Source organism: Mycobacterium sp. URHB0044, from assembly GCF_000620625.1.
Taxonomy (GTDB): domain Bacteria; phylum Actinomycetota; class Actinomycetes; order Mycobacteriales; family Mycobacteriaceae; genus Mycobacterium.
Genome location: NZ_JIAW01000031.1, coordinates 51,248 through 70,587 on the forward strand (window position 1 = coordinate 51,248; position 19,340 = coordinate 70,587).

Sequence of the window (19,340 nt, forward strand, 5' to 3'; positions counted from 1 at the left end):
GCGGTCGGGCTCAGTACACGTCGCGCACGTAGCGCTTCGTCGCGACGAGCTCACGCTTGTAGTCGTGCGCGGCGGCCTCCGTCAGCTTGCCGTGCTTGCGGATGATCGCGGTCAACGTGTTGTCGACGTCCTTGGCCATCCGGGTGGCGTCGCCGCAGACGTAGAAGTGCGCGCCGTCCTCGAGCCAGCGCCACACGTCGGCGCCGTAGTCGCTCATCTTGTGTTGCACGTACACACGGTCGGCCTGGTCCCTGGAGAACGCCAGATCCAGCCGGTTCAGCAACCCGTCACGGACCATGTCCTCCAGATCGTCCTGATAGTAGAAGTTCTCGGCGCGATGCTGGTCGCCGAACAACAGCCAGTTGCGGCCGGTGTGGCCCAGCGCCCGTCGCTCTTGCAGGAAGCCGCGGAACGGTGCGATGCCGGTGCCGGGGCCCACCATGATCATCGGTGTCTCGCCGTCGTCCGGCGGCCGGAAGTGCGGCGAAGGCTGCACGAACACCTCGGCGTGCGACGCCCGGTCGGCGAGGAAGGTCGACGACACACCGCCCCGCTCACCGCCGCGGACGCTTCGGTAGCGCACCACCGACACCGTCAGCTGCACCTCATGCGGGCTCACCAGAGGACTGGACGAGATCGAGTAGGACCGCGGCACCAGACGCACCAGCGCCTCCTGCCATTCCTCGGGATCCGCCCGCACGGCGAACTCCTCGACGACGTCGACTCCGTTGCGCCCGCGCAGCCAGGCCTCGCGATTGGCCTTCGGCGCCTTGAGCATTCGCGCGACGGACTTGTCACCGCTGCGCTCCGCGATGAAGGTCAACAGGTTCGGGGTGATCCGGCAGATGTCGTACGACGACGTCAGCGCGTTGCGCAGCGCCACGTCGGCGCCGTCGACGTGCACCGGTTCGGCGCCCGACAGACCGGTGGCCGCCAGCCACGCGTCAACGACGGCAGGTGCGTTCGTGACGTACACACCGAGCGAGTCGCCAACGGAGTAGGAGACGTCGTGTTCGGAGATGTCGAACCCGAACTGCCGCACCTCCTTTGCCGCTGTGCGCGGTGTCAGCAGGACGTTGCGGGACAACGGCGCGAGCAGCGGGCTGGCCCGCGTGAACGGCTCGACCACCGTGGTGGAGGAAGCGCTCGGTGCGCTGCGACCGTCGGTGGTTCCGATCAGCTCGACGATCCGGTCGGCCCACTGCGCCATCGGCTCGTCGTCGTAGGCCTCGCATTCTGCGCGGTCGACCAGCTTGGCCGCACCGAGATCGGCCAGCTTGCGGTCCAGTGACTTCGCGTGGCCGCAGAAGTCGTCGTAGGACCGATCGCCGATGCCGAGCACCGCGTAGCGCACCCCGTCCAGTGCGGGAGCGTCCATCGCGTCGAGGCGCTCCCAGAAGTCCGCACCGTTGTCGGGTGGGCCGCCGTCACCGAAGGTGCTGGTGACGATGACGACGTCGCGCGCATCGGTGAGATCGCCGGGCGTGGCATCGTTCATGGCGAGCAGCCGTGACCCACCGAGGCGATCGGCGACCTGGGATGCGAATCCCTCGGCATTGCCGGTCTGCGAGGCCCACAGCACCAGCGGGCCGCCGTCGACGCTCTCGGCGTCGGCCACCGCGGCACGTGAGTACCGCCCGGCGAGAAAGCCGTCCAGCCACAGTCGCACGGCGGGCCGCACGGGAGCCGACGGCGGCAGCACCGGGACACCGGGGCCACCGTCCTCGAGCCCGGTGAAGAAGCCGAGCAGATAGAGCTTTTCGTCGTCTTCGAGCGCCGGAGCCGAATCGGGCAACCCCGGCACCGAGTCGGACGGGACGCGTTGCAGCCGGACGGCGCACGCCTTGAACTCCGGCTGCAGCGAGAACGGGTCGACGGCGTCACTGGTGAGCGCGTTGATGGCGAGGTCCGGACCGTGTTCGTCGTTCCAGTGGAACGGCACGAAACAGGTGCCGGGCAGGACCCGGTCGGTGACGACGGCGGGCAGCACCGCCGTGCCGCGGCGCGAGGCGAGTTCGACCCGGCTGCCGTCGACGACGCCGAACGTCACTGCGTCATCGGGATGTATCTCGACGAACGGACCGCTGTTCAGCTTGTTCAGCTTGTCGACCCGGCCGGTCTTGGTCATGGTGTGCCATTGGTGCTGCAGCCGCCCGGTGTTCAGCACCACCGGGTACTCGTCGTCGGGAAGCTCGTGGGCATCCATGTGCGGGCGGGGGTGGAAGACCGCCCGCCGCGACGGTGTGGGGAACGCCAGTCGTGGTTGCCTACCATCCGCGTCGACGTAGACGTCTTGGCTGACGCCGTCGTTGAGATAGCGGATCGGGTTGCGGTCCGGCGCACCGACCGGGGCCACCGGCCATTGCAGCGGCGTCTCCCGCAATCGGTCGTAACTGGCACCGCGCAGGTCGTAACCCGTTCGGAGGTTGGAGAACTGGCGGATCTCGTCGAAGATGTCCTCGCTCGACTTGTAGTCGAAGTCGGCTCCGAAACCCATGTGCTGGGCGACCTGGCAAATGAGTTCCCAGTCCGGTCTGGCCTGACCGACGGGCGGTATCGCCTGCGGCATCAACGTCAGGTTGCGTTCGGAGTTCACCATCACGGCGTCCGACTCCGCCCACATGGCGGCTGGCAGCACGATGTCGGCATATCGGTTGGTCGCGGTGTCGCGGTACGCGTCCTGGGTTATGACCAGCTCGGCCTTCTCGAGTCCGGTGATCACCGCGCTCCGATTGGCCACCGTGGCAACGGGATTGGTGCAGATTATCCAGCACGCCTTGATGTCACCCGTACCGAGCTGGGTGAACATCTCGATGGTCCCTGGTCCGACGTCGGTGCGGATGGTCCCGTCCGGCAGGCCCCACTGGGTTTCGACGAACGTCCGATCCTCGGCGGACGTGACGGCGCGCTGGCCGGGCAGACCCGGGCCCATGTACCCCATCTCGCGCCCGCCCATGGCGTTGGGCTGCCCGGTGAGCGACATCGGCCCGCTGCCCGGCCTGCAGATCGCGCCGGTGGCGAGGTGCAGGTTGCAGATCGCGTTGGTGTTCCACGTGCCGTGCGTGCTCTGGTTGAGCCCCATGGTCCAGCACGACATCCACTCGCCCGCCTCGGCGATCATCGCCGCGGCGGTGCGGATGTCGGCCTCGTCCAGGCCGGTGATCGCCGCGACGACGTCGGGCGGATAGTCGGCCAGGAACGCGGGCATCGCGTCCCAGCCCTCGGTGTACTCGGCGATGAAGTCCTCGTCGATGGCGCCGCTCTCGACCAACAGGTGCAGTATCCCGTTGAGCAGCGCCAGATCCGTGCCCGGCTTGATGGGTAGGTACAGGTCGGCCCTCTCCGCGGTCGTGGTGCGGCGCGGGTCGACCACGATCAGCTTGGCGCCCGCCTTGAGCCGGTCCGCCATGCGCAGGAACAGGATCGGGTGACAATCGGCCATGTTCGAGCCGATGACGAAGAACAGGTCTGTGGCGTCGAAGTCGGTGTAGGAGCCGGGTGGACCGTCCGCGCCGAGGGACTGTTTGAAACCCGTCCCGGCACTGGCCATGCACAGCCGTGAATTGGATTCGATGTGCATGGTGCGGACGAAGCCCTTGGCCAGCTTGGTGGCCAGATATTGCGCCTCGATCGACATCTGACCCGATACGTAGAGCGCGATGGCGTCGGGGCCGTGCTCGTCGAGGATGCCCCGCAGCCGACGGCCCGCCTCGGCGACGGCATCGTCGACGTCCACCGGCGCCAGCTCACCGTCACGCGACGGCCGCACCAGCGCGGTGGACAGGCGCCCGTCGTCGGCGCGCATCAGCTCGGCGTGGGTGGCTCCCTTGGTGCATAGTCGGCCGAAGTTGGTGGGGTGCAGCCGGTCTCCCGACACCCGAGCGATGACGGGCAGACCGGTGTCGGGGTCGGCGCGGGTCTCCACCGAGATCCCGCAGCCGACCCCGCAGTACGAGCACGCTGTCCGCGTCGTCGTCTGGGTCACCTGAATCGCTTCCTCAATCCCCCTCTTCAATCAACCTCTGTCAGCCTGCTGCGACGGGCTCCGCCGCGCCCATGTGCTCGTCCTTCACCGTTCCGGCCGACTGCATCCGCAGGAAGACGAACCAGGTGACGATGGCGCACACCACGTAGAAGGCCAGGAACACCCAGAAGGCGTTGGTCGCCGACTTCGCCGCGCCGGTGTACGAAATCCGCAGTGCCACGTTGATGAACACGCCTCCCAGCGCGCCGACGGCACCGGCGAACCCGATCAGCGCTCCGGACATGCGGCGCGACCAGGCTGCCTTCTCGTCGGGGGTCCAGTCGTCGTGATTCTGCGCCTTGGCTTCGAAGATCGACGGAATCATCTTGTACGTCGAGCCGTTGCCGATGCCCGAGAGGACGAACAGCACGATGAATCCGGCCACGTAGGCGATCATCTGGGTGCCGGTGGGGGCGCCCGCCATGCCGTCGTCCATGATGCCCGCGGCGACCAGAACTCCCGCGGCGAAGATCATCGCCACGAACGTGTAGAGCGTGATCTTGCCGCCACCGATGCGGTCGGCGAGCTTGCCGCCGAACGGCCGCGAGATGGAGCCGAGAAGCGGTCCCAGGAAGCTGATCTGGGCGGCGTGCAGGGCGGCCTGCGCGGCGTTGTCACCGCCTGCAAGGTAGTTGATCTGCAGTACCTGACCGAAGGCGAACGAGAACCCGATGAACGATCCGAAGGTACCGATGTAGAGGAAGCTCATCACCCAGGAGTGCTTGTAGCGCAACGCTTCCGCGAGCGCGCCGAGGTTGGACTTCTGGTTGTTGAGATTGTCCATGAACAGCGCGGCACCCACCGCGGCCAGCGCGACCATCACCAAGTAGATGGCGCACACCACCTCCGGCGCGGTATTGCCGACCGTCGCGATCACCAGCAGCCCGATGAGCTGGATGACGGGCACGCCGATGTTTCCGCCGCCGGCGTTCAGCCCGAGCGCCCAGCCCTTCAGGCGCTGGGGGTAGAAGGCGTTGATGTTCGTCATGGACGAGGCGAAGTTGCCTCCGCCGAAGCCGGCGAACCCCGCCACCACCATGAACGTGGTGTACGACGTACCAGGGTTTTTCATCGCCCACAGCGTCAGCACCGTCGGGATCAGCAGCAGCAGCGCGCTGACGATGGTCCAGTTGCGGCCGCCGAACTTCGCCGGTGCGACGGTGTACGGAATGCGCATGAACGCGCCGACCAGCGTAGGCACGGCGACCAGGTAGAACTTGCCCGCCGCGTCGATGCCGTAGACGTTCTGCGGCATGAACAGCACCATCACCGACCAGATCGACCAGATGGAGAAGCCGACGTGCTCGGCGAAGATCGACCAAATGAGGTTGCGCTTGGCGATCTTCGCCCCGCCTGCTTCCCATGCGGCGACGTCTTCGGCGTCCCAGTGTTCGATGTTGCGGTCACGGGTCAGTGACATGGTGGCCCTTTCCAGCAGAAATCCGGTCAGGGTCAGGTTTACGGGCCGCCGGTGTTGCATCCGTTGCGCCTCGGTATCCCCTTTGTCAACACCCGCTCACATGGCTCGGGGGCGGACGGGTGCGCAACGGTATTCACGGCGGAATTGCGCAGGAAACGAACCGGAAACAAAAGCCCCCTAGTCATTGAGCATGAGCGACGGCAGCAGTCCGCGATTCCTGCAAGGCGCCTTCGAGTTCGATGGGAACGGCCTCGACAAACCCGTGCTGCTCGACGAGGCACTGCGCTACGTCGTGCCCGCCGGGTCGTCGACGCAGCCCGTGTACTTCCGCGGTGGCAATTCGACCGACGAGATGGTCAGCGTGGTGCTGTTCCGCAACGGCAAGCCGATGCGCTACTTCCCCATCGCCGCGAAGGGCGCCACGCACGTGGCGCTGCGCGTCGTGGAGGATTTGCTCGCCGACACGGTGCTCGAGTTGTTCATCGCCGCGCCGAGCGGTTGCGCAGGCACCGTGGTGGTCGACCTCGGTCTGGTGGAGGTCTAGTGCCCAGGCTCGTGGTCGTCGGCAACGGCATGGCAGGCATCCGTGCCATCGAGGAGATCCTCGCCCGCGGTGGCGGTGACACGTTCGACATCACCGTGTTCGGCGACGAGCCGTACGGGAACTACAACCGCATCCTGTTGTCCAATGTGCTTGCGGGCAGCGATGATCCGGCGGAAATCTACCTCAACGCCCTGGACTGGTACTCCGACAACCGCATCGATCTGCGGGCCGGGGTGCGGGTGGTCCGGATCGACACCTTCGCTCACCTCGTGCATGCCGACGACGGCACCAGCATGCGGTACGACAAGCTGATCCTGGCCACCGGCAGCCGGTCGTTCTTCCCTCCGATGACGGGACTGTGGGCCGACGACAAGACCCTCGCCGACGGCGTGTTCGGCTTCCGCACGCTCGACGACACCGCATCGATGATCGCGGAGGCCTCCACCAGGACCAAGGCGGTGGTGCTTGGCGGCGGTCTGCTTGGCCTCGAGGCGGCCCGCGGTTTGCAGAACCGTGGCTTGACGGTCGACGTGGTGCACGCAGGCCCGACCCTGATGAACGCCCAACTCGACGACCTTGCCGGCGCGATCCTGCGCAGGTCGGTGGAGAGCCTCGGGATCGGCGTGCACACCGGCATGCGGACCACCGAGGTGATCGTGACCGACGGCAGGCTGGCCGGCATCGTCTTCTCCGACGGCGAGCGCCTCGACTGCGACATGCTGGTGATCGCGGCGGGGATCCGGCCCAATGTGGGGCTGGCGCAGCGGGCCGGCCTGACCGTCGAGCGCGCCATCGTCACCGATGACCACATGCGCTCGGTCGATGACGACGACGTCTACGTGGTCGGCGAGTGTGCGCAGCACCGCGGCCAGGTCTATGGCTTGGTTGCGCCGCTGTGGGAGCAGGCCAAGGTGCTCGCCGACCATCTGACCGGCACCGATGTGCGCTCGGCGTACCACGGCTCGAGGGTCGCCACGAAGCTGAAGGTGGCCGGTGTCGACGTCGCCTCGATGGGAATCAAGGCGCCCGAACTCGACGACGACGAATTCGTCCAGTACTCCGAACCGCGGCACGGCGTCTACAAGACGATCGTGATTCGCGACGGCAAACTGGTCGGTGCCACGTTGGTCGGCGATGTCAGCAAGGTGTCGTTTCTCACACAGGCATTCGACAACGGACTTCCGCTTCCCGATGAGCGCGTGTCGCTGATGTTCGACATCGGCACGCCGGAGATCGCCGTCGGCGTCGCCGAGTTGTCGGACGACGCGCAGATCTGCAATTGCAACGGGGTCGACAAGGCGACGCTCGTCGGATGCGTCCGCGCGGGCACCACGTCGGTCACGGGTGTGATGGCGAAGACCAAGGCGGGCAAGGGCTGCGGGTCGTGCAAGGAACTGGTGGGCCAGATCGTCGAATGGGCCGCGGGCGGCGCCGTCACCGAAGACCCGTCGGCGTCGTGGTACGTGCCCGCGATCCCCTACGACAAGCCGACGCTGATGCGCCACATCCGGGAGCTGGCACTGCATTCGGTGTCCTCGGTGTTCGCCGCGCTTGCGCCCGACGGCAAGGAGGACGCCGGCTCGAAGATGGCGCTGTCGTCACTGCTGGAGACGATGTGGGCCGACGAATTCGTCGACGAACAAGACGCCAGGTACATCAACGACCGCGTGCACGCCAACATCCAACGGGACGGCACGTTCTCGGTGGTGCCGCAGATGAAGGGCGGCGTGACCGACTCGTGGCAGCTGCGCCGGATAGCCGACGTCGCCGACAAGTACGCGATCCCGATGATCAAGCTGACCGGCGGGCAACGCATCGATCTACTCGGGGTGCGCAAGGAGGATCTGCCCGCGGTGTGGAGTGATCTCGAGATGCCGTCGGGGTATGCCTACGGCAAGAGCTTCCGCACCGTCAAAACCTGTGTCGGCAGCGACTTCTGCCGCTACGGCCTCGGTGACTCCACCGCATTGGGCATCGCCATCGAGGAGCGCTACCAGGGGTTGGCGAGCCCGGCGAAGATGAAGCTCGCGGTGACCGGATGCCCGCGCAACTGCGCCGAGGCCCTGTGCAAGGACCTTGGCGTCGTCGCAGTCGGCGACGACCGGTGGGAGATCTACGTCGGCGGTGCTGCCGGGGCGCACATCCGCAAGGGCGACCTGCTGGCCACGGTGGACGGGCCGGACGACGTGATGACGTTGACCGGACGGTTCCTGCAGTACTACCGCGAGAACGCCAACTGGCTGGAACGCACCTACGCATTCGTGCCCCGCGTCGGCATCGAGAGGATCCAGGCCGTGGTGGTGCACGACGCTGAGGGCATCGCCGAACAGCTCGACGCGAACATGGCCAAATCAGTTGCTGCCTACCGTGATCCGTGGCAGGACGGAAGGGAGCCGGTAGCCGAAGGGCAATTCCGGACGTCGTTGCCGCTGCTGCCGCTCCCCCAGGTGCCCGTGCGATGAGCGAGATGGAACTCGGCTCGCTCGACGAGATTCCGCTCGGCGCGGGCAGGACGTACGCCGTTGACGGCGAGCAGGTCGCGGTGTTCCGGTTGCGGGACGGCTCGCTGCGTGCCATCGACGCCGTCTGCCCGCATCGCGGTGGACCGCTGGCCGACGGGCTCATCGACGAGCAGGTGGTGGTCTGCCCGTTGCACGGCCACACGTTCGACACGGCGACGGGTTGCGAGGTCGGCGGCGAGTTGTCGGTCCGCAGCTACCCGGTGTCGGCGGTCGACGGCGCGATCCGGCTGAGCCTATGAGCACGGTTCACATCCGCGCGTAGCGACTGCGGACGAAGCTGTAGGCGCCGAATGCGGCGAGTCCCAGGGCGGCGATGATCAGCAGGAACTTGCCGAACGGAGCCGCGCCCAATGTCTTGACCGCACCGTCGATGCCGGTGGCCTTCGACGGATCGAAGCGCAGGGTCGCGACGAGCACCAGGATGCCCGCACCGATGAACACCAACCCCTTGGCGGTGTAGCCGCCCACCCCGACCGCCGTGATGCCGCTCCCCGGCGACACCAACAGATCCTTCCGGAATCGCTTCGACACGCCCTTGTACACGTGATAGCCGCCGATGCCGATGACCACCAGACCGACGACGATCAAAAGTATTCTGCCCCAGGTAGATTGCATCAACTGCGCACTCATGCCGGCGTTCTCGCGGCTGGTCGACCGTCCCCTGCCCATGGCGAACCGCGCCGCCGAGACCGCCAGCGCGAAGTACATCACCGCCAGCGCGAAGGCCTTGATCCGGTCGCGGGCGCCACTGTTTTCACGAGTCCCCTCACCGGGATGCGGTCCGAGTACGGTCTCGGCCAGCCGCCACAGGCCAAGGGCCACCAAAGCCACCGCGGCGGCCCAGAGCATGACCGCACCGCCCGTCTGGCTGGCAAGCGTTGCCAGCGCTCCGGACTGGTCGGCGTTGTCCGACGATGCATGACCGCCAAGGGCCAACTGCAAGATGATGTAGGCGATCAGCAGGTGCAGGACTCCACTGATCGCGAAGCCCGTTCGCGCCACCCTCTCGAACCACTCGGTCATGGTTGCGAGTACACCGGGTGCGTGCGGCGCAAACACGACGACGGGCCCCTCTGCCGAGGGGCCCGCCGCCGTCGGAATTCGTACTAGCTGGTGCTACCGGACCCTCCACCGTCCGACGCACCCGAACCGGACTCGCTGCTGGCGCCGGCGCCGGCCGAAGATGATGCGGACGCCGTCGCGGCACCCGCCTCATCCGCGTCACTACCGGTCTTGGCCGTGCTGGGCGCCTTGGTCTTGGGCTCGACCTTTCCGCCGTCCTTCGTGCTGCTCCCGGTCTTGGTGCTCCCGGTCTTGGTGCTCCCGGTCTTGGTGCTCCCGGTCTTGGTCGCGCCTCCGGCGGTCGAGGTGCTGCCGGTCTTGGTCCCGGTCTCTGCACCGGCGTCAGGATCGGACTTGCTGCCGGCTTCGGCACCGGCGTCCGTCTTGGTGCCACTGTCTGCAGTCGCTTCGTCAGCGGCCCCGGCCCCGTCGGTCTCGGTCGCCGCAGGCGTGGTGGACGCCTCCGGCTTCGCGAGAGTGATCGTCACCGTGTCGGAACTGCTCGAAGTGCGAGCGAAACTCTGCACGTCGGAGACCTTGGCGGTGGCTGGCGCGACCGGGTTCGGCGGAGCGTCTGTCACGATGCCCACCGCAGTCCCGACCGCGGTTTCCAGTGTGTTGCCGATGGCGCCGACGGTTTGAATCGCCGTGTTGCCAATGGTCCCAACGGTTACCAAGGCCTGGGTGCCTGCGGTGCCGAAGCCCACCAGCGCCTGGTTGCCTGCCAGACCGATTCCCGCGATGGCCTGTGTACCGGCAACGCCGAGACCCTGGAGACCGATGTTGAGCGCACCGGCTCCGCCGGCCATCAACGACGCCAGTGCCGCAATGTAATTCGCCGGGTTGAGCGGGTTGGCCAAGACGGCCCCAAGCGCGCCGGCGCCGCCGGCGAGCAGTGAGGTGCCGACCCCGCCAACGGTTTGAATCGCCGTGTTGCCCAGGGCGCCAACGGTAGCCAGCGCCGTGTTGCCCAGGGCACCGACCGTGCCCAGCGCCGTGCCGCCTGCCGTCCCGAAGCCGACCAGCCCGGCCAGACCAGCCGTTCCGATACCCACCAGACCCTGCGTTATCGCGGTCCCGCCTCCGGCCACCAGAACCCCAACTGCCGCAGCGAGGTCACCGGGAGTCACGGCGAGCGTCGATACCGGGGCCGACGGCGCAGCGAGAGCACTCACCGGCGCTGCGGGTGCCAGCGGCGCCAGCGGCGCGGTGACCAGCCCGAGTGCGGTGGCGATCGCAGCGGACAACGTGCCGACGATGCCTCCGACCGTCGCGAGCGCCGTGTTGCCAAGTCCTCCAACGGTTGTCAGGCCAATATTGCCGAGAGCACCGATGGTGCCGAGGGTCGTCGCACCGGCGCCGCCGAAGGTAGCGAGGAGCGTATTGCCGATCCCGCCGACCGTTGCCAGCACCGTGTTGCCGATGCCGCCCACCCCGGCGAGGGCGATGTTGCCTCCAATGCCAAGACCCACGAGACCCTGGGTGAGCGCGACCCCGCCGCCGGTGAGCAGCGTGCCGAGCGCCACGGCGTAGTTCGCCGGGTTCAGCGGGTTGGCGAGGATCGCACCAAGTGCGCCGCCGCCGGTGGCAAGCAGTGTGTTACCGACGGCCCCGACAGTCGCCAGCGCCGTATTACCAAGCGCACCAAGTGTTCCCAGCGTCTGCAAGCCAATCGCGCCCGTGCCGAGCAGGGCCTGCGTACCCGCAAGGCCGAGACCGGTGATGAGCTGCGTGCCCGCCGTACCGAACCCGACGAGGCCCGTCAGGCCTGCGGCGCCGACACCCGCCAAGAGCTGTGAGCCCGCGGCACCGAGACCTAGGAAGGCGTCATTCAACGCGAGCGCCGCACCCGCCGCCAGTGCACCGATGGCGGCGAGGACGTCACCCGGCGCCAATGCTGCAAGGGCGCTAGCCGCGCTGGCGCTCAGCGTATTGCCGATCGCGCCGATGGTGCCGATCGCAGTGTTGCCCAGCGTGCCCAGGGTGACGAGACCCTGGGTGCCCGCGACACCGGCCCCGATGATTCCTTGAGTCAGGGCGGTACCGCCACCGGCGAGCAGAAGGGCCAGAGCGGCGGGATACGCGGCGGGGTTCAAGGGGTTGGAGGCAATGGCGGCCAACGAAGCGACCGCGGTTGCGCTCAGGGTGCCGCCGACCGTGCCGACGGTGGCCAATGCGGTGTTGCCGATTGCGCCAACGCCGGTGATGGCTTGCAGGCCGCCCACACCGAGGCCCTGCACTCCTTGGGCCACGGCAACCGAGCCGCCTTCGACCAGATCGGCGATCGCCGACGCGAGAGAGGTGGGCGTGTAGTCGGCGTAAACCGAGGAAATCTGGTCGATCTTGGCGGAGATATTGGGAGCCGGAGGTGCCATCGGACTGAATGCGATGGCGGTTGCTCCGACCAGGGCGACGCTAGCTGTGAATGGTGAACGGACGGCAAGTTGCATGCCAACCCCCTAAGTAGAAACAACCCGACCAGCAAACGTTACCTGACAGAAATCTGAATAACCAAGCACTTTTACTCAGGAGTTTCTAAGGCTCCACCAGCGATAATGATCACGAACGCAGTAAGGGGCAACGGAATGGTTGCCATCATGGCAACTTCATGTCGAGCGGCAACATTCGCCTGATACGCACCGCCACCTCACGCGTCACCTGTGCCGCCCGGCGGTAAGCGGTGATGGTTCGGCGCTCTACATAACTGCGGCTATGTGGATCTGTTCGATCCCTGCTCGTCAGCGGCACATGATGACGCTCGAGTTGATTAGCGAGCCGCGTCTTGGGCCCGGCCGTTGATCGACGCCCACCCCGTGTGCACCGAACCATCCCGACCGGGTCGGCTGACCAGATAGCTCACACGGCGAGCGAGGCCACGAATTCGCTGCTTTCGCAGATTCATGCACGAAACTCCGCGCCACCGCTCGACGCGGCAGACCAGTCCGGCGCGTCGCGCCGCGCCTTCGCTGGGCGTTGGCGCCGGATCAACCGAGAACGACCGGTGAGCGAGCTGACCGGCGACGAGGGCGATCGTCGTCGGAATCGAGAAAATTGACGCTGTGGAAGGCGGCGGGGGCGATTGGGCAGGCGGAGCACGGTCGTCCGACACGGCCGTACGGGTTGCGGTTGGCGGGTCACGAAAGCCCGACGCGTTATCGACCAATTCCGCGTTGCCAGAGGGGCGCGCGATATAAGATCAACGTTGCCGTACCACGGCGGCTGTGCACGGTTACCGCGCCCTGTCCTACTTCTTCGCCAGCTAACTCTCGAATTCGATTTGCGGTGGCCGTCGAAACTGATCTTGACGATCGTGATGGCGGCGCGATCGAGCCCGTCCGCGGTTTTGCCCGCCGACCGCGCTCACTCGTCGGGCTTGACCGCAAGAACCGGCTTGGGACACTCCAGCAGCACGCGCTGCGACACGCTGCCGAGCAGCAGCTTGCCGACCGGGTTGCGATGCTTGAGTCCGATCACCAGCAACTCGGCCTCGGGGCGCTCCATTGCAGAGAGCAATTCCTCGGCCGCATCGACACCGACGGGCTGCGAGAACTCGAACGGGACGTCGCAGGCGGTCAGTCGATCCCGGACGTCGCGCTCCTGGGCCGGCTGCGCGAACGCCGGGTCGGCATACGCCTCGCCCGTCGTCGAGTTGATCACCATCAGGTGGGTGTCGCGCAGCCTAGCCTCGGCGATGCCGTGATCCAGAGCCGCCTGACCGAACCGGTCCGCGGTGTACCCGACGATTATCACGCCTGCGCCTTCTCTCTCTGGTCCTTGTCGTCTTCGACGATGAGCAAGGTCTCCTCGTCGCGGTGCATCAATCGCAGCACCAGCGGGACGATCAGCAGCACGGCCATCAGTACGTAGGTGATGATGGCGACCGGCTCGGTGAACAGGCTGCCCCAGTCACCCGCGCCCAGTTGCAGGCTCTGGCGCAGTTGCCGTTCGATGCGCGGTCCGAGGATGACGCCGATGATCAGTGGAAGCACCGGTAATCCGAAGCGGCGCATCATCAGTCCGAGCAGACCGAACACCAACAGCAGGGCAAGGTCGAGTGGCTGGATGTTCACCGCGAATGCCCCAAGAGTGGCGAAGAACAGGATGCCCGCGTACAGGTACGGCCGCGGGGTACGCAGCAGCTTGGCCCACAGCGGCGCCAGAGGCAGGTTCAGTACCAACAGCAGGAAGTTGCCGATGAACAGGCTCGCGATCAGCGTCCAGATCAGCAGCGGCTCCTTGTCGAAAAGCGTTGGGCCGGGCTGAATCCCATAGGAGACGAACGCGGTGAGCATCACGGCGGCGGTGGCGTTGGTCGGCAAACCCAGCGACAGCATCGGCACCAGGGTGCCTGCCGCCGACGCGTTGTTGGCCGCCTCTGGACCGGCCACGCCCTCGATGGCGCCCTTGCCGAATTCCTCGGGGTGCTTCGACAGCTTCTTCTCGGTGATGTAGCTCAGGAACGTCGGCAGTTCCGCACCACCCGCGGGCAACGCGCCGAACGGGAAACCGTACGCGGTGCCGCGCAGCCAGGGCTTCCACGACCGCTTCCAGTCGTCGCGGCCCATCCACGGCCTGCCGACCGGAATGACCTGTGCTGGACGCCGACGCAGATGCGCAGCGACCCAGAGCGCTTCACCCAAGGCGAAGATGGCCACGGCGATCACCACGATGTCGATGCCGTCCGACAACTGCGGAATGCCGAACGTGGCGCGCGGCTGGCCGGTGAGGAAGTCGATGCCGACGAGGCCGATGGCGAGGCCGAGGATCAGCGAGATGGCTCCGCGCAGTTTCGACGAGCCCAGCACGGCGGTGACCGCCACGAGGGCGAACAGCATGATCGCCAAGTACGACGGGGCGCCGAGCGTGACGGCGAATCGCGATACCGCGGGGGCGAACAGAACGAGCAGCGCCGTGCCGATCGTGCCCGCGACGAAGGATCCGATGGCCGCGGTGGCCAGCGCCTGCGCGGCGCGGCCCGCCTTGGCCATCTTGTTGCCCTCGATCGCGGTGATCACCGAGGACGACTCCCCCGGCGTGTTCAACAGGATCGACGTCGTCGATCCGCCGTACATGCCGCCGTAGAAGATGCCCGCGAACATGATGAAGGCCGCGCTGGGGCTGACGTTGTAGGTGATTGGCAGCAGTAGCGCCACCGTCATTGCCGGTCCGATGCCGGGCAGCACACCAACCGCGGTACCCAGCAGCACACCGATCACGGCGTACAGCAGGTTCATCGGAGTGGCGGCCTGCTCGAAACCCTGAATCAACCAGTCGATGTTCTCCATCACAGAATCCCGTCCAAGATGCCTGCGGGCAGCGGGATTCCGAGCCCTGAGTAGAACGCGTAGAAGCTGGCCAGCGACAGCACCAGCCCGATGACGAAGTTGCGCACGTAGTGCCGGCTACCGAGAATCGTTGCCGCTCCGCCGAAGAACAGCGTGCCCATGATCACCCAACCCAGTGGGTTCACCAAAAGGATCATCGCGACGAACAGCGCAACCAGCATTCCGACGGTCTTCCAGTCGGCCGGTGACTCGGGGTCGATGTCCTCGCCGGCATCCGCCTCACCGACCGATCCACGCGGAATTGCGATCGCCAGGATGACGGCCAACACCAGCGCACAGATCCCGACGACCATCGGGAAGAGTTTGGGCCCAACCGGATCCACCTTCGCGAAACCCTCGCCGAGGGTCAGAGCGGTGTACACCAGGAACGCGCCGACCGCCGCGAGCACGACGCAGACGAGATACTGCGCCTTGTCGACGTGCCGGGTGACTTCGGGTTCCTGAGACTCGTCGGTGGTGGTCATACCAGCCCCAGCTCGGTAAGGGTCGAGCTGACCCGGTTGTCCTGATCGGAGAGGAACTGTTCGAACTGCGTACCGGTCATGAACGCATCAGTCCAGCCATTCTTCACCAGGGCCTCCTTCCACTGCTTCGTGCCGTGCATCTCTTCGAGCACTTTGACCATCGCCTGTTTGGCATCATCCGAAATCCCCGGCGGCGCAAGGACTCCGCGCCAGTTCGCGAACACGAGGTCGATGCCGGATTCCTTCAGCGTCGGCGCGTCGATGCCCTCGACCCGTTCGTTCCCGGATACGGCAAGAACCCGCAACTGACCCGCCTCGATCTGGTCGATGAGTTCGCCAGGGCTCGATGTGCCGATCGTGATCTTCTTGCCGAGCAACGCCGTCAGCAGGTCGCCGCCGCCGTCATAGGTGACGTAGTTGACCGACTTCGGTTCCACACCGACAGCCTTGGCCAGTTCCATGGGGAACAGGTGGTCCGGCCCGCCAGGTGACGAGCCACCGCCGATCGCGACCTTGGAGGGGTCTGCCTTCCACGCGGTGACGAAGTCGTGCACCGTCTTGAACGGCGAATCCGCCGGGACGAAGATGGCACCGGGATCCTCGATCAACTTCGCCAACGCGGTCGCGTCCGAAGCCCGTGCCTTGGACCCGTTGGTGTAGGTCGCGCCCACGACGCCGAGCCCCATCGTCATCATGAGGTCGCCGTTGCCCTTTTCGTTGATCAACCGGGCCATCGCGACCGTGCCTCCGGCGCCGATCACGTTGAACACCTCGACGCGTCCGGTGATGTCGTCGTCTTCCATGATCTTCACCGCGGTGCGCGCGGTGAGGTCGTAGCCGCCGCCAGGGCTGTTTGGCACCATCATCCTGAGCCGGTGCAGGCCGGCCGGATCGTCGCCGCGCGTGACGCCGCAACCGGTCGCCGCGACGATGGCCAGCAGGGCGGCGGTCAGTACCGCCCCCGAAGCCCTCGCCAACCGTGGAAGTCTCGACACCATCGTCCCCATTCGCCGCCGTGTGATGTTCATAGATCGTGTGATGTTCATAGATACTGTTCCCTCAAGTGATCCAGGTCACTCTTTCGGACGCAAAGGAAGTTGTGGTCTTTGAGTACACCGAGGCGAACACGCGGGCGCACCGGTGGACGGCCCCGGTTCTCGGCGGTGCGCCTGTCCGCGCGCAGCCTTGCCGGGCAGTTCCTCGTCTTCCAGCTTCTGGTGGTGTTGGTGGTGCTGGGTGCGGTCGCGGCGGTCTCGGTCACCCAGTCCACCCAGGAGTTCCGTGAGGTGCGCGGTCAGCGGATGATCGCGGTGGCCGAGAACCTGGCTTCGACGCCGATCGTCCGCGAGCGCTACGCCGACCCGTTCGCCGCCCAGGTGCTGGCGCCGGACGTGGACCGCGCGGTATCGCTGTCGGGCGCCGGTCTGGTCGAAATCCTCGCCCCGGACGGACATGTGCGGGTGTCGTCGGACCCGTCACGCATCGGCGCACGCGCCGACTTCGGACGCAGCCGAGTCGTCACGGGACGGGCATGGTCGGGCGATCTCGACGTCGACGGCGAGCACTCCCTCGTCGGGCAGGTGCCGATTCTGTCGACGGATGGCGCGGTGCTGGCGGTGGTTTCGGTCAGCGAGCCGTATCCGTCGACGTGGCAATTGCTCAGCGGTGCGGGCGAGCGGCTGCTGGTGTACCTCGGACTCGGCGCCGCGCTCGGGGTGTTGGCGTCGTGGCTGCTGTCGCGGCGCATCAAACGGCATACCAGGGGGCTGGAGGTGGCGGAGATCGCCGGCCTCGCCGATCACCGGGAAGCGTTGCTGCACAGCATTCGTGAGGGTGTGGTGGCGGTGAACACCGACGGCGTCATCACCCTTCTCAACGACAGCGCGCAGGACCTGCTGGGAGTGACGGGGGACGCCGTCGGACGTCGGATCGACTCGGTCGGGCTCGATCCAGCGGTCGAGGATTTCCTGTCCTCCGGCGAGGACAGTCGCGACGTCGTGATCGCCACCCGGACACGGGTTCTCGCGCTGAACCGGCGGGCGGCCAGCACCGGTGGGCAGCGCATCGGTACCGTCACCACGATGCGTGACAGCACGGAGCTTGCCTCGATGCAGGGACAGCTGTCGTCGCACAAGAGCGTCACCGACACGTTGCGCGCCCAGACCCACGAGTTCGCCAACCAGTTGCACACCATCTCCGGTCTGGTCCAGCTCGGCGAATACGACTCGGTACGCGATCTGGTCGGGACGCTGACCCGCCGCCGCGCCGAGATCAGTGACGCGGTGACCCGACGCGTCGCCGATCCGGCGGTGGCTGCGCTGCTGATCGCCAAGACGTCGCTTGCCGCCGAGAGCGGTGTCGCGCTCGTGCTCGACGAGAAGAGTCACCTCGCGGCGCTCGATCCCGCGCTGGCCACCGATGTCATCACGGTATTGGGCAATCTCATCGACAACGCGGTGGACGTGTCGGAGGGTTCCGATCGCCGGGTGGTCACCGTTGCGGTGGATGACACGGACGCACTGACGATTTCGGTCACCGACTCCGGTCCCGGTGTGCCGGAGCATCTGCGGGAGTCCATCTTCGCCCGCGGCGTCACCTCCAAACCGGACGTTCCAGGCGGCCGAGGCATCGGACTGGCACTGGTGCGGCTGGTCAGTGCCCAACTCGGTGGAGTCGTGGAGGTAGCGGACGGGCCGCACGGCGGCGCCGTCTTCGAGGTGCGACTCCCACTGACAGGCGCCGGAGGTCCCAACGATGCGTGACGTGCTGGTGGTCGACGACGACTTCATGGTCGCCGAGATCCACCGTCGATTCGTGGACCGCGTCGGCGGATTTCGCGCCGCCGGGGTCGCACACAACGGCGCAGACGCCCTCGAGCAGGCCGCCGAACTGACCATCGACCTGATTCTGCTCGACGTCTACCTGCCCGACATGACGGGCCTGGACGTGTTGCAGCGCTTGCGTTCCCGCGGCGACCGCGTCGGCGTCATCATGATCACCGCCGCAAGGGAACTCGACACCGTTTCCGGCGCCCTTGACGGCGGAGCGGCCGACTATCTGATCAAACCGTTCGAATTCGACCAACTGAAGGCCAAACTCGAAGCGTTCGCGGCGCGTGATGACGCGTTGCGTTCGGCCGCAGGCGTCGACCAATCGCTCATCGACTCGCTGTTCGGCGGCTCCGCGCCGACGCGCAGCGGCGAGGCACTGCCAAAGGGCCTTGGTGCCGAGACGGGCGAACTGGTGCTGGCCGCCGTCCGGTCGGCCGGTGAGGTGTCTGCGGCGGAATGTGCCGATGCCGTGGGCATCTCACGGGTCAGTGCGCGACGTTATCTGGAGCACTATCTGAGTGTCGGTGCTCTGCAATTGCGCCTGCAGTACGGCGCAGGCCGCCCCGAGCGGCGTTACCGTCCGGCGAGTTAGGCAATGATTCTCAGAAGGGTGGTGGTTCGTAGGTGGCGGCGCGCCAGGCTCGTCGTTGGCGTCGTTGTTCGGCGTTGAGTTCGTGGCGTTGGCGGCGTTCGGCGGTGATGCGGTCGCGGCGGTCCTGATCGCGGGTTTGCTTGCGGCGCGGCATCATCACCGACCGATCCGTCTCCGGCGGCACCAGCTGCGGCGGGATGTCCAACTCGCCCGTGGGCTGCCCCAGCGCCGGGAACATCGCCGCCCCATGCGGTTCGGTGCGGTAGACGTGCCCGGTCGGGGCGGTCAACACGATGGTGCCATCCGGTAACTGCTGATCCGACCAGCCGCCCGGACCACCCCCGAACGTCTTGATCAAATGATGGGTACGGCAGTACGCCTTCGTATTCGAGGGATGCGTCGGCCCCACCGGATACGGCACCGTATGGTCCAGATCGCAATTGGCGACGGGTTTGTCGCAGCCCGGCCAGCGGCACGTCAAATCCCGCCACCGGACAAACTCCTTGGTCTTCGCCGACGGTGTGTATCCCGGATCC

General features: G+C 66.6%; 13 protein-coding genes and 1 pseudogene. 5 read left to right on the forward strand and 9 right to left on the reverse strand.

The annotated features are described in order from the left end of the window. Positions 1–10: 10 nt before the first annotated feature. Positions 11–3,985 (reverse strand): bifunctional nitrate reductase/sulfite reductase flavoprotein subunit alpha, encoded by a 3,975-nt coding sequence (locus N536_RS0134885; RefSeq protein WP_036438711.1) that lies wholly within the window; start codon positions 3,983–3,985, stop codon positions 11–13. A gap of 40 nt (positions 3,986–4,025) precedes the next feature. Next, on the reverse strand, positions 4,026–5,444 hold the full coding sequence (locus N536_RS0134890) for a NarK/NasA family nitrate transporter (protein WP_029117851.1): 1,419 nt from the start codon (positions 5,442–5,444) through the stop codon (positions 4,026–4,028). 190 nt (positions 5,445–5,634) lie between these two features. Here N536_RS0134890 and N536_RS0134895 point away from each other — a divergent pair, with 190 nt between their 5' ends. The 3 genes from N536_RS0134895 to N536_RS0134905 are packed head-to-tail and all read left to right on the forward strand — an operon-like array spanning position 5,635 to position 8,749. Next, a complete protein-coding gene (locus tag N536_RS0134895) occupies positions 5,635–5,988 on the forward strand; it encodes a hypothetical protein (RefSeq protein WP_029117852.1) in 354 nt (117 codons plus the stop codon). Next, on the forward strand, positions 5,988–8,450 hold the full coding sequence (nirB, locus tag N536_RS0134900; protein ID WP_029117853.1) for a nitrite reductase large subunit NirB: 2,463 nt from the start codon (positions 5,988–5,990) through the stop codon (positions 8,448–8,450). Before N536_RS0134895 ends, nirB begins: the two co-directional genes overlap by 1 nt. Then, positions 8,447–8,749, forward strand: a complete 303-nt coding sequence (locus tag N536_RS0134905) for a Rieske 2Fe-2S domain-containing protein (RefSeq protein ID WP_029117854.1) — start codon at positions 8,447–8,449, stop codon at positions 8,747–8,749. The genes nirB and N536_RS0134905 overlap by 4 nt, the downstream gene beginning before the upstream one ends. 7 nt (positions 8,750–8,756) lie before the next feature. On the opposite strand, the gene N536_RS0134910 is transcribed toward N536_RS0134905, so the two are convergent. From N536_RS0134910 to N536_RS0134940, 6 genes are all read right to left on the reverse strand, one after another. Continuing rightward, the gene (locus tag N536_RS0134910; protein ID WP_051574989.1) at positions 8,757–9,533 is read right to left on the reverse strand and encodes a DUF1206 domain-containing protein; all 777 of its coding nucleotides are present in this window, start codon (positions 9,531–9,533) and stop codon (positions 8,757–8,759) included. An 83-nt stretch (positions 9,534–9,616) separates the two neighbouring features. Continuing rightward, positions 9,617–11,947 carry a hypothetical protein gene (locus N536_RS0134915; RefSeq protein WP_155948869.1) on the reverse strand — a complete coding sequence of 777 codons (2,331 nt, stop codon included), beginning with the start codon at positions 11,945–11,947 and terminating at the stop codon, positions 9,617–9,619. A 985-nt stretch (positions 11,948–12,932) separates the two neighbouring features. Further along, positions 12,933–13,322 carry a universal stress protein gene (locus N536_RS0134925; RefSeq protein ID WP_029117858.1) on the reverse strand — a complete coding sequence of 130 codons (390 nt, stop codon included), beginning with the start codon at positions 13,320–13,322 and terminating at the stop codon, positions 12,933–12,935. After that, positions 13,319–14,857 (reverse strand): tripartite tricarboxylate transporter permease, encoded by a 1,539-nt coding sequence (locus tag N536_RS0134930; RefSeq protein ID WP_029117859.1) that lies wholly within the window; start codon positions 14,855–14,857, stop codon positions 13,319–13,321. The genes N536_RS0134925 and N536_RS0134930 overlap by 4 nt, the downstream gene beginning before the upstream one ends. Next, positions 14,857–15,381: a tripartite tricarboxylate transporter TctB family protein gene (locus N536_RS0134935; protein ID WP_029117860.1), complete on the reverse strand. Its 525-nt coding sequence runs from the start codon at positions 15,379–15,381 to the stop codon at positions 14,857–14,859. The genes N536_RS0134930 and N536_RS0134935 overlap by 1 nt, the downstream gene beginning before the upstream one ends. Next, on the reverse strand, positions 15,378–16,358 hold the full coding sequence (locus tag N536_RS0134940) for a Bug family tripartite tricarboxylate transporter substrate binding protein (RefSeq protein WP_369798502.1): 981 nt from the start codon (positions 16,356–16,358) through the stop codon (positions 15,378–15,380). Before N536_RS0134940 ends, N536_RS0134935 begins: the two co-directional genes overlap by 4 nt. Before the next feature lie 192 nt (positions 16,359–16,550). Between N536_RS0134940 and N536_RS0134945 the strand changes: the two genes are divergently transcribed. Both N536_RS0134945 and N536_RS0134950 read left to right on the forward strand, forming a co-directional pair. Further along, positions 16,551–18,143: an ATP-binding protein gene (locus N536_RS0134945; protein ID WP_369798503.1), complete on the forward strand. Its 1,593-nt coding sequence runs from the start codon at positions 16,551–16,553 to the stop codon at positions 18,141–18,143. Beyond that, positions 18,136–18,804 carry a response regulator gene (locus tag N536_RS0134950; protein WP_029117863.1) on the forward strand — a complete coding sequence of 223 codons (669 nt, stop codon included), beginning with the start codon at positions 18,136–18,138 and terminating at the stop codon, positions 18,802–18,804. The genes N536_RS0134945 and N536_RS0134950 overlap by 8 nt, the downstream gene beginning before the upstream one ends. A 10-nt stretch (positions 18,805–18,814) precedes the next feature. Here the strand turns inward: N536_RS0134950 and N536_RS42730 are convergent. Beyond that, positions 18,815–19,340, reverse strand: a pseudogene (locus N536_RS42730) (HNH endonuclease); the annotation flags it as partial.